Here is an 11,537-nt window from a genome sequence, read left to right as displayed (position 1 = left end):
ACGCCCCTTCAGGAGGCCGAGCGGAATCGTTGCGCAGGGGGACGAGCGGCATGGATGCCGCGATAGGCGTGTGGGGCCATGGATGGCCCCTCGCGCCGTGCCCGCGGAGCAACGATGGAGGGAGGGTACCCCGGCGAAGCCGGGGCCGGATGCAGGGGCAAGCCTTTTGGTTCCTTTCGGCGCTTGAGAAAGGGACTCGTCCGGGGGGACGAAACCAGAAGCATCCGCAAAACTCGGCAAGCAGCCTGGCTCAGGACGTTCTAGCAACACTTAACGCAGACATAGCCTTTGCGTTTACCCACCCTAATGCGGACCGGAATGATCCAACCGTTCGACCCGTTCGACCTTCTCCGGTCGCTCGACATGATCGGGCCGCTCGACGCGCTCAACGCGTTCTACTCGCTCCACCCGTTCAACACGTTCCGGCTTGTCGGCACGATCCGGCCGTTCGATTCTCTCAATCCGTTCGATTCGCTCTACACGTACACCGTTCTCGAATATTTCGATCCGCTCCCGAGTTTCAAGACGGTCGCCTGATTCTCGTATTTCTATCCGCTCGCGGCGCTCGAGGTCACCAGAGGCGGATTCCTCTCGTCGCTCGATTCTCTCCCGCGTTTCTCCGATGTCGTTTTGCAGACGGGATTCGTTACCGTCGCGCCCGGAGTTACCGCTCTCGTGGTGCTCTGATTCGGACGTGTCCGTATCGATGTGACCGGAACCGTGCAGATTGGCCCCTTCGGGACGTTCGCGGATGAGTTCGATCCGTTCCGCACGAATGGTCCGTCCGCTGTCGAATACACCGAATACTCGGATGCGCTGATCCACCGCGAGGTCCGCGCGCCGAGAGCTGCCGAAGGTTGTACTGCGGTCCAGTTGGACCGTGAAGCCACCAAACTCGATGCGATCGCCGTGCTGCGACCGCACCAGGCCTTCCACCAGCGCGTTGCGGGCTCGCCCGCCAAAGGGCAGCCCCGGATCGATGCGGCTCTCGGCGACATTCAGCCGCTGTCCATTCCAGGTACCGCGAACCAGCACCTCGGTGTTTGGCGCCAGCGGCTTACTGAGGGACAGCCCTTGAAGATCGCCGGCACGCTCGATGGTGCCAATAGCGCTCGCCTGGGCAAGGTCCGGTGCCCGATCAATCCGGCTCGCGACTACCTCTCCCCGGGCATTGCGCAAGCCGCTGACCCGAACCGACTCGCCAAGACGCAGGCCCTGCGGCACACGGGCGTTTGCCGCAATGCGAACGGGCTGCCCCATTACGCGCATGGAGGCGGCCCCCGGCTTGACCGCTGTAATCGGGCCTTCATAGGCATGGAGTATCGCAATGCTTCGGGCTTCCAGCCCTCTCGAGGACTTGCGGGCCTCGACGGCGACGACCTGCCCAATGGCCAGTTCCTTGCTGCTGGCAGGCACGCCGTTCTGGCTGAGCGAGGCCTTGCTGTCAAAGTGAACTTCCACGCCGTTGACGCAAATCGAACCGAAGCCTGTGATGGTCCCGACAATGCCGGTCCCCCCAATCCCGCCGTCGTCGTCCCTCGCTCCGGTGCCTCCGATTCCGCCGTTATCGTCCCTCACTCCAGTGCCACCGATTCCACCGTTGTCGGCCGGTGCTCCGGTGCCACCGATCCCGCCGGTGGCAACAGCGCCCGTCCCGCCCATGCCGCCTGGTTCAAGGCAAGCGGGTGCTGCGCTCAAGGGCGAGACGAACAACAAAGGCCCGCTTATGAATGCAAGGGTGCAAAGAATGCGCGAGGCAATGTTCATGTCGAACCGGCCGCAGTGGGCTTGGCAACGGCTGAGGGGTTGGGTTCGGTGTAGAAGTACAGGCCGATGGTGATTCGCTGTCGACTATCGGGGCTCGGAATATCCTGGCCTTCCAGCTCCGCAGCCAGCTGGTTGAACGCGATCAGGACCTGCATGCCTTCCACCCGGACAGCTTCTCGCAGCTGGTCGACACCGGCTGGAGACAGGCTGTCGTAGTGGACGCTGCGTTCGAAGAAAGGCTCGGACGCTTCGGTAAGGTTGTGTACGGCCGCGCAGGCATGGTCGTGAAGGTTATGCCGGAAATAGGCTGCCTTCTCGTCAAACCCACGTTGTGGAATAAAAGCCATCGTCTCCAGGTGGACACAGTCCTGGTCATCGACTCGCACAATGCCCAGGCGCTGCCACTCATCCAGCACAACGCGAGCACGGATGTCCTTGCTGACCGTCGCTACCAGTGCATCGAACGAGCGCTCCCCGCCGTTGCTGGCCAAGCGAGCCAACGCCTGCGGTTCTCCAGGCTGCGCGCAGAAGGGCGCGCTGTTCAGCCATATGCTGACCAGATGTGCGCCAAACGAAATGTTCTCCGGCAGATTGCTCGCATCTCCAATCACCTTGGACCGAAGGCGCTTGACGTCCTTGCGATGCACGCCAGTGAGCAAACTGATCCTGCTGTCGGTCGGGGGCTTGTCGTCGAGGCGGAACTCGCGTTCGGCGACATCGACGAAGACTTCCTTGAGCAAATCGGCGAAGCAGTTATAGGAAACCCCTTTTCTGAGCATCAGTCTCACTAACGGGCGCATGACGTGCATGAGCGCCGGCAGTAGAGACGAAGGGAAAGAGGGTAAATGCATTCAAGCCATTCCTGAAGAACTGAACACAAAGGTCGATGCAGGAGGCAGCCCCAGGCAATCCGACCGGAGCTTCAACCGACATCTACGACGGTAAAGATTGGGCGGCTATCCGACGTCCATTCCCTCAAGCAATCACAACCGGCGGCATTGCCAGCCAAGTGGCACAAAACCCGGAGCCACGCCGGGTTTTGTGCGCTCGCGGAGTGGCTGTCTAGGCGCCGCCGCGATCATCGCCTACATCATGAGCCGGGCCATCGTCTGCCCCATGACCTACACCGTGCGCTTCGCCCATATCATGGCCGGGACCATCATCTGCGCCGTGGCCGACGCCATGTGCTTCGCCTACGTCATGGCCGGGGCCGTCATCCGCACCATGACCGACTCCGTGCGGCCCACCGTCATCGTGGTCGTTGTCGTTGTCGTTGTCGTTTCCGCGCCCGCTATTGGCGCTGCCAGGTCCGCTGTTGGCACTGCCGGGGCCACTGTTGCCGGAGTGGCCATCACCATCACCATCACCGCTATGGCCTGACCCACTATGACCGCCGCCGTGGCCGCTTCCACTGCTGCCACCTCCGTCGCCGCCGTGGCCACTTCCGCTGCCGCCGCCTCCGTGGCCGCCACCGCCGCCACTGCCACTGCCGCCGCCTCCATGACCGCCACCGCCGCCACTGCCGCCGCCTCCGTGACCACCACCGCCGCCACTGCCACTGCCGCCGCCTCCGTGGCCACCGCCACCACCGCCGCCACTGCCGCTACCACCACCTCCGCCTCCGCCATCCTTTGCATGCGCGCTAGAGAAATTGCCGATGTAGTCCGGAACCAGAACTGTCGAGGCCGACAAGACTCCAGCTATTGCCAGAGCCAGCAAACATTTCTTGAGCATCATGAAGAACCTCCGGATGGAGTTGCGTAGTCATTTCCCTATCGAACGCAATTGATAGAAGACTCGCAGCCGCCCCGAGGAGCGGCCAACCAACCAGCTCAGCCCTTTTCCTGCAACCTGAGTGCTTGGCTGCGGATTCCGCGCTATGCGTGCAAGCCAGTCAGAACCATGATGTGGGAATTTTTCCCACATCCTGAGGCTAGTACTGACAGCCCGGGTGTCAACGACCGACTATCCGGATTCGTGGTTTACGTGAGACGCCGAACGCACAAGCCGCCCCTCGCAGTTTGGCGGGCAGCGCTTCGCCTCGTTTGGCGCACGGCCGCGCGGGTCAGGCCTTGGCGGCGGCCAGATAGGCGCCCAGACGTCGGCCCATTTCCTCACCCAAGGCCTGCAGGCCGCTCATGGGGCGGACCATGACCTCGAACTCGACGATCTTCCCCTGCTCATCGAAACGGATCATGTCGATGCCCTTCAGCTCGCGCCCTCCGACCGAGGCGCTGAACTCCAGCACCACGCTGAGCCCATCGGCCGTCGCAAGCTGGCGGTGGTAGGTGAAGTCGACGAAAACCTTGAGCACGGTGTTGAGGATGGTCGAGACCACCACCGGTCCTGGATAGGGGGTATGCGCCATGGGTGAGCGGAACACCACGTTCGTTGCAAGCAGCTCGGGCAGCGCGCTGAGATCCTGCTGCGCAACCATGTCGTGCCAGCGCTGCAGCGACTCGGCGGCCCGGGGGTTCAGGTTCAGTTCGGACATCGTGCATTCCTCTCGATCGTTCTTATTGTTGGGCGCACCCGCTGCGAATCGAGGCGCCGAGTGGTGTGATCGGGACGGACGATAACGAGCGGAAACTCCCGGGCTCAATGATCGTAAATGACAGTCGAATGATCCTGCCGAACAACTTGGGTGGGCGACCCGCTCAATGGGTGACTGGCGTCACCAGGAAGCTCAGCAACTGGGAGTCGTCTTCCGGCTCGATGGCACGTACGGGACAGGGCAGTTCATCCAGCACGGAGCGCCAGAACGCCAGCGCCGTTTCATCCTGGCCATAGAACCGCACCAGCCAGGCACCCTGCCCGCCCGTCAACACCTGGGTCGCCACCGCGCGCCCGACGCCCAATCGGCGGTACTTCTTCAGGACGAACAGGTCAGCCAGTTCCAGGGCGTCGAGGCCCGGCAACTCGCTGCGCTCGATCAGCAGGAACCCGGCGATGAAGCCATCGACCAGGATCAGGTTGGCGCTCCACTGCGGCTCTTGCCAATAGCGCGCCAGATGCTCCTCGTGGATGTAGAAACGACCGTCGACCTCCACGTCCTCCTGCTCCCAGTCCGACGACTCGTAGGCATAGAACTGGTAGAGGTTGCGGATCAACTCGGCGTGTTCCGGACCGGTTTGCACCAGCTCGATGACGGCACCAGTCATGGTTGGACCTCGCCGCCGTGCTGGTAACGAAAGAGGGAGCTGAGAATGACAGGCATGGATATCTCGATAGAGGGAAGCGATCACGAAGGCCCGCTCAGGGCCTGCCGTTTATCATGGCGGCATTTACTAAGAAAAGTGCTGGGCAACGCCATCGGATGTGCATGTTGAAGCGACAACTGTTGGGAGCATTGGGGTAATTATCAGCTGAGAGCAGACATTAGTCGCAGCCTGTTCGGCCGATTGCCTTTACCCAGCATCCAGTTGCAGTGCGCCTGATCAGCTTCAGGCCCACCCAGTCAGCGTCGACCCAGGTGGACCTGTTGGTGCTACTTCATGCTCCCAATACGAAGTCAGCCTGGGTGACCGTGGCTACGTTGACGCCTACCAGCGTAATGCTGTCTGCGCCGATAGTCAGGGTGGTCTGCGCGACGGTGCCGTTGATGACGACGGAAGCGGCGAAGTTCGCCGCATTGATGCCGAGGGCCGAGATATCCAGAAGGTCCTGGCCTCCAGTCGGGTTGCTGTCGAAACCGATGATCTGGTCATGCCCGAAGCCGGCGGAGAACAGGAAGATATCGTTCCCCGAGCCTCCATCCATCAGGTCGTTGCCGGCGCCGCCCACCAGAACGTCATTGCCGGTTTCGCCTCGCAGAACATCTGCCCCCTCGCCCCCCTGCAACAGGTCATCGCCGCTACCACCGGATAGCGAATCGTCCCCCTGGTCGCCTTCGAGTCGATCATTGCCCGTTCCACCTGTCAGCGAGTCGCTGCCCTGCCCTCCCTGCAGCAGGTCATTGCCAAGACCACCATCCAGCGAATCGTCACCCTCAAGGCCGATCAGCGTGTCATCGCCGCTGTTACCCATCAGCACGTCCCCCTCGGTTCCGCCACTGATCAGGTTGGCGAGGTTGTTGCCAATGACATAGGTGGAATCGGGCCCGGTGTAGGCCAGATTCTCCAGATTGGCCGCCATGACGTAGCTGGACAGTTGCGAATAGGCCAAGTCATCGCCACCCCCCGCGGCTTCGACTATTAGGTCGCCCGCCGCCTCCAGGTAATAAGTGTCGTTGCCGACACCGCCCACCAGGCGGTCCGCGCCGGCGCCGCCGTCGAGCACATCGTCGCCAGCGCCACCTGTGATGGTATTGGCCAGCGCATTGCCGATACCGGTGAAGCTGCCATTGCCGACGAAGGTCAGGTGCTCGACGTTGGCCCCGAGTGTGTAGCTGGCGAGGGTGGTATCGACCCGGTCGGTGCCGCCTGCGGTACCGGCGGTCTCCTCCACCACCTGGTCAGCGGCATCGTCGACCAGATAGACGTCGTTGCCGGCGCCACCCTGCATCAGGTCTGCGCCGGTGCCGCCATTCAGCGTGTCATTGCCGGCATCTCCCTGGAGGGTGTCGTTGCCGTCGCCTCCCAGCAATGTGTCGTTGCCGACGCCGCCTTGCAGCGTATCGTCCCCCAGGTCTCCATGGAGTGCGTCATTGCCGTTGCCACCGGTGAGCAGATCGTTGCCGGCCAAGCCAAATAGCTGATCATTACCGTTGTTGCCGTGGGCGATGTCGTCTCCGGCGGTGAAGCTCAGCACATCGGCCGTGGCGCCCACCCCATTCCAGAGGTCGCCGACCACCTGGGTCGGCGCGGAATAGACCACTTCCGCACTCCCCTGGTCGTCGGTGTAGCTGACCATCACCCGCAGCTCCTTGCCGACTTCCGCCTGAGTGGGCGTGAAGGTGGCGGCAACCGCGCCGAGAATGTTGACGAACGCCAGGCCGTTGAACACTTGCCACTGGTAGCTGAAGGCGGCGTTGCTGGTGCCGTTGATATCAGTGAACGCGCGGGTAGCGGTCAGCATCTGGCCTTCGGTGGGTGAGGTATCGCTGATGGAGACCGTGCCGACCGGGGCCTGATTGCCGATGAACACCTCCTGATCGAGGAAGCGCAGCACCTCGATGTTACTCAGGCGATCGGTGCCATCCAGCTGGGTGCCGCGGGCGTGAACCACGCTCCAGGAGCCGTCGTCATTGCGCGTCCAGTCGTAGTTCTCCGCAAGGTCGGAGAACAGCGCTACGTCGCGCTCGCTCGCGTTGTTGGTGAAGAGAATCTCGCGCACGATCTCTAACTGGCCGGGGTTCAGCTCACGGTTGAACATCCGCGTTTGCAGCTCCACCAGGCTGTTGAAGCGCAGTTCGTCACCGCTGCCATCCACTAGCGGCACACCGTTGGCATCGAGCAGTCGCAGCTGGACGTTGAGCCAGGCATCGCCGTCGATGAAATCATCTCCCCCGCGCCCTTCGATCAGATCGCTGCCGCCACCGCCCAGCAGGATATTGCCGCTGTTGAACGCGATCAGGGTTTCCGCATCGACACCAACCGACGGTGTGTAATCGGGGATCACATCGCCCAGCAGGTCCCGCAGGCCGTCGATGCGATCCACCCCGGCCTGGGAGAGGAAGTTGTTGGTGTCCAGGAACAGCTCCGGCTCGCCCGTGGGATCATTGGTGCGGTCGTCGCCGCGCAGGGTGTCATTGAGGTTCCAGCCGGACAGCGCTTCCACTTCGCTGAAGCGGTCACGCAGCACCTCGATGGGCATGCTCGGGAAAATCGCCTGGTTGAGGTCGGAATCCGCCACCACCGGACTGTTGAGGTGGACCGCCCAGTCGAAGCCCCACATGCCGATGTTCTTCTGGATGCCGGCACTCTGGAACATGATGTCGTCGCCCGATTCCGCGTCGTAATCGGTGTCACCGCCACCGCCGTTGATCACGTCATGGCCGATGACCTTGCTCTCGAAGAAGATATCGCCGTTGTCGCCCGCGATGTAGTCGAAGCCGGCCCCGCCTTCGACCCAGTCGTCCCCTTCATTGCCGAACAGCGCGTCGATGCCATCGCCGCCATAGACGAAGTCGTTCCCACTGCCTGCCAGTACTTGCTTGCCATCCGTACCGCCGATGATGAAATCCTTGCCGGCGCCGCCGAACAGCAGGTCGATGCCATTGCCGCCGCTGATGACGTCGTTGCCGTCCTCGCCCTTGATGTTGTCGTCGCCCCCGATGTCAGTGATCACATCGTCGCCAGCACCACCATGGAGGATGTCATTGCCGTAACCGCCTTCCAGCGTGTCGTGGCCTCCGTCGCCCCACAGGGTGTCGTCGCCCGTACCCGCCAGCAGCAACTCGTTCCCCTCGCTGCCGCCCAGCACCACATGGTCATCGCCGTGGTACTTGAGCACGCCTTCCGCGCGCTCGACCATCGGCGTCAGGGCCTGGAGTATCGGGTTGCTCCAGGTGGGATCGGCGCCGATCTGCAGCGACGGGTTGATTTCCAGGATGTAGTCCACCGCTGCGAACAGATCGCCCGGCAGGTGCGAGGATCCGGCCGCGCCCAGGTCGGTGTTGGCCATCACCAGGGAGGCGAAGGAATTGGCCTCCAGTTCGCCCAGCAAGTGCTGCCCCTGCAAACGCGACAAGTAGTAGAAACGGTCCGCGTTCTGCAGCGTCTCCATCTGGGTTTCGAAGACGAAGTTGAAGGTAGAGCCGAGCATGCCGCCGAACAGCATCTTGCGTTCCGCCAGGCCACCGATCCAGAAGTCCACCAGGTTCAGGCCGGACTCCTGGCTGGCCCAGGTACCGCTGCTGTTGAGGAAGTCCACCCGGTCCGCAGGGGCGTTGGCGCCGCCGAGCACCAGCGCTTCGGCCGCCGCACGCTTGTCAGCGAGCGTGGTAGCCGCAGTGATGCTGTCGTGGGTGCCGTAGGCCGCGATGAAGTTGATGATCGACGCGGGGTTCTTCAGGTTCAGCGCGAAATCCACCCAGCTCACATAAGGCTTGAGATTGGCGTCGTTGGTCATCTCGAAGAACTGCTCCCGGGCATGGTTCAGCGAGGGCACGCCGGTATCGCGGCCACGGGCAATATTGATGGCGGCCAGGTCCAGCGGCAGTCCCACCAGGTTGTTGCGCAGGGCACCGGTGATGAACTCGTCGATCTCATTGCCCACCTGCCGCGTCATGCCACGGACGATGGCGCCAGCGGCGGCATCCGCGTCCCCGGAGCTGCCGAACTCGACAGGATTGAGGAAGGCCTGGATCAGGCCGATTTCGCCGCTCTGCATGTTGATATCGAGACGGTCCACCGTTTCGTTCAACATCGAGTGGCCGAAGCGGTACACCACATGGGCGAACTCCGCGACGATGGCCGGGTCCAGTTCGACGTTGGGCTGCACCAGGAACACGTCGGTGAAGGGCTGGATCTTGCGCACGAACTCTTCGAACACCAGGTGCTGGTATTGCATCTCGTTGGTGAAGCGTGCGGCTTGGAACAACCGCTCGCCGTCCCAGGCCAAGGCGTCGATCTCGGTCTGATTGGCCGGCCAGGTGGCGACATCCACGCGTAGCCACTGGTTTAGGAACGTCAGGTCGCCATCCTCCAGCAACGTTGTCTTGATCTGCTCGATCAGGCGGTTGTGCTCGGAGTGGAAGACGTGGTGCACGGCGGTCAGGCCGATGTTCTCGTTACCCCGGCCGTCACCGGTGATGTAGTGGGCATCCAGCAGTTCGTTGTCGTAGGTAGCCAAGGTCGGCAAGTTGCCAGGGCCAACGGGCTGGGTGGGGTCGAAAGCCGGATTGGGAACAGGAGCGCCACCCACGCCCAGGGCATCGTCGCCATCGGCCACCTTCAGGCTGCCGTCACTGTTGCGTGGAGCGGCGTCGTGGGCGATGTCATCAAGGAAGGCATGGCCCGTGCGAATCGCTTCCGCGGTGCTGATTGGCGCGGCGGGATTGCCTTCTGCCAGACCGCTGACAGTAACGATCTGCGCAAAGCCATTGGCACCTCGTTCGAAGCGACCGTACTCGTCCGTGGCCAACAGCGGCAGATTGGTGACGTCGGCATCGCTGAGGTCGATGCCGAGCTTCTCGCGGGCCTGTTGCTTGATGTCTGCCCAGGTAGCCAGCCCGCCACCAGCACCATCGAGCATGCGTCCGGTCGCCACGGGAACCAGCAGTGGTTGGCCATTGCCATCAAGCACCGGCTGCCCGTTGGCATCCACTTTCGGCACCATCTCGTACTCACGCAGGAACACCTGGTGGGATGCGTGGGAGGTGTAGGTCTGGTTCTGGTCAACGAAGGGCGTGGTCTGGTTGATGTGTTCGCGCACATCGTCCACGGTGCCGAGCACCCCGTCTGGACCCGGCTGGTTGGTCGCGCGGGTGAGCACCATGAAATTGGTGTGGGAGTCAGGGTCGTAGAGCGGGTCATCCGGCTTCAAGGGGATGTAGACAGTGCCGCTGCCGCCCTTGTTGACCAGGTCCAGTCCGTGGTCGAAAAACTGGCCAAAGATAGCCATCCAGGCGTTATAGGGCGCGGAAATCCCTTCATCCGGCGCAACGTTGGGAATGAACAACAGGTCCGGCGTGTCCGGGTTGCCATCGTGATCGAAGGCGAAGCTGCCCTCGGTCGCAGCGGCTGCCGCCACGGCGGCGGGGTTGGCAGCGGACTGGTCTGAAATCAGGTTGCTGATGGTTCTCGGCGTCGAGTCCACCACATAGCCAGACGTCTGTTCGTAGGAAGTCTGCGTGGTGCTGTCGGGGAAACCGGGTGGAGCGCCGGGGCCGTCGATGCCGCTCTCGGCATCGCGGAACTCATGGTCCAGCATGCGAGGCATCGTCTGGTCTGCCGAGCCGTAGTACTCGCGGCCGGGGATCAGGTTGTTCCAGGTGCCATTGACGGTACGCAGACCAATAGGCAGCAATGGATTGCCCACCAGGTCGTAGAGGGATTCACCAGCGGCGTGGCGTTCGGCAATGACGATCTGGTCGAGGATAAATGCCAGGTCTTGCTTGATCAGGGTGACCATTTTGCGTTCCTTGAGGCAAAGCGCCCCTCTGGGCCATTCGTCAGCGAGAGCGGATGGCCGATTGCTCAGGTATCAACGGTTTTCAGGCAGACGACGTCCTCGCACAGGCAGCGGACTGCGCGTTGTCTACGGTGGCGCTATGGGTGCCACTTTTCACTCAGGCAGCGGTACCTGCGTGATTGGCAGGGAGGTGGACCATGGAGCAAAGAATGACGGCGCCGCCGAAGCGACAACCTCCTTTGCATTACATTCGAACGGGGCAGAATCAAGACGCCTCCCTGACGCCCTCCCCGAACGGGCTGATTGGAGACTGCTTAACGACCGGGAACTCGCGTCGAGTTCACTTAAATACTCGCCCACATAGCCGTCAAGAGATCGTCACAATCGAAAAGACACACCTTAGAAAACCTATCTAATTGAAATATAGATTGTTTTTAAATTATCCGGATTGTCGATATATAGTTCCTGAGCATCCCCAAAAAGTGGGGATTACTTCCCCCACTTTTATTCTTCAATGCTGTAGAAGAACTATTTGACACCCCCATAACTTCCCCACAAATGGGCTATTCACCCAACCGGAAATGGGTCTGCACGCCCGTTTATCTGATGACATTGGTGTTTGTGTCGTTATATTTCCAAGTGCAGTTGCACGTGTAGACCGCGGGACGCGCCTTCAAGCTCGCCAGGTCAATTCAAGAGGGTCTTTCAATGGGGTCCGGCATGTTGCTTGCGTGGTTCCGAGCACCGAACAGCTC

At 61.9% G+C, this 11,537-nt stretch carries 7 protein-coding genes; 2 read left to right on the top strand and 5 right to left on the bottom strand.

All coding sequences use genetic code 11. The annotated features are described in order from the left end of the window. Positions 1-303: 303 nt before the first annotated feature. A complete protein-coding gene (locus E8F20_RS28285; protein ID WP_280286722.1) occupies positions 304-1,767 on the bottom strand; it encodes a DUF5666 domain-containing protein in 1,464 nt (487 codons plus the stop codon). Then, on the bottom strand, positions 1,764-2,618 hold the full coding sequence (locus tag E8F20_RS28280; RefSeq protein ID WP_280286721.1) for a DUF6502 family protein: 855 nt from the start codon (positions 2,616-2,618) through the stop codon (positions 1,764-1,766). Before E8F20_RS28280 ends, E8F20_RS28285 begins: the two co-directional genes overlap by 4 nt. A 190-nt stretch (positions 2,619-2,808) precedes the next feature. On the opposite strand from E8F20_RS28280, the gene E8F20_RS28435 reads away from it, so the two are divergent. Beyond that, positions 2,809-3,147, top strand: coding sequence for a hypothetical protein (locus tag E8F20_RS28435; RefSeq protein ID WP_348529647.1), 339 nt, complete (start codon positions 2,809-2,811; stop codon positions 3,145-3,147). A 6-nt stretch (positions 3,148-3,153) separates the two neighbouring features. After that, positions 3,154-3,531, top strand: coding sequence for a hypothetical protein (locus E8F20_RS28430; protein ID WP_348529646.1), 378 nt, complete (start codon positions 3,154-3,156; stop codon positions 3,529-3,531). Positions 3,532-3,832: 301 nt separating this feature from the next. Here the strand turns inward: E8F20_RS28430 and E8F20_RS28270 are convergent, their stop codons facing one another. The 3 genes from E8F20_RS28270 to E8F20_RS28260 all read right to left on the bottom strand — a co-directional run bounded on the left by E8F20_RS28270 (position 3,833) and on the right by E8F20_RS28260 (position 10,782). Next, positions 3,833-4,261, bottom strand: a complete 429-nt coding sequence (locus tag E8F20_RS28270) for a nuclear transport factor 2 family protein (RefSeq protein WP_280286719.1) — start codon at positions 4,259-4,261, stop codon at positions 3,833-3,835. A gap of 163 nt (positions 4,262-4,424) precedes the next feature. Next, positions 4,425-4,928 carry a GNAT family N-acetyltransferase gene (locus E8F20_RS28265; protein WP_280286718.1) on the bottom strand — a complete coding sequence of 168 codons (504 nt, stop codon included), beginning with the start codon at positions 4,926-4,928 and terminating at the stop codon, positions 4,425-4,427. 331 nt (positions 4,929-5,259) lie between these two features. Beyond that, complete coding sequence (locus E8F20_RS28260; protein WP_280286717.1) at positions 5,260-10,782, bottom strand: peroxidase family protein; 5,523 nt, start codon at positions 10,780-10,782, stop codon at positions 5,260-5,262. Between the last annotated feature and the right edge of the window lie 755 nt (positions 10,783-11,537).

Origin of the sequence: Pseudomonas sp. BN415 (genome assembly GCF_029871195.1) — a bacterium.
Lineage (GTDB): Bacteria > Pseudomonadota > Gammaproteobacteria > Pseudomonadales > Pseudomonadaceae > Metapseudomonas > Metapseudomonas resinovorans.
Note: the sequence above shows the minus strand (reverse complement) of the source record. Positions and strands in the feature narration are given on the sequence as shown.

Coding starts and splice junctions, on each gene's coding strand:
- E8F20_RS28285 (WP_280286722.1), bottom strand. CDS start 1,767: ATGAACATTGCCTCGCGCATTCTTTGCACCCTTGCATTCATAAGCGGG.
- E8F20_RS28280 (WP_280286721.1), bottom strand. CDS start 2,618: ATGCATTTACCCTCTTTCCCTTCGTCTCTACTGCCGGCGCTCATGCAC.
- E8F20_RS28430 (WP_348529646.1), top strand. CDS start 3,154: ATGACCGCCGCCGTGGCCGCTTCCACTGCTGCCACCTCCGTCGCCGCC.
- E8F20_RS28270 (WP_280286719.1), bottom strand. CDS start 4,261: ATGTCCGAACTGAACCTGAACCCCCGGGCCGCCGAGTCGCTGCAGCGC.
- E8F20_RS28265 (WP_280286718.1), bottom strand. CDS start 4,928: ATGACTGGTGCCGTCATCGAGCTGGTGCAAACCGGTCCGGAACACGCC.
- E8F20_RS28260 (WP_280286717.1), bottom strand. CDS start 10,782: ATGGTCACCCTGATCAAGCAAGACCTGGCATTTATCCTCGACCAGATC.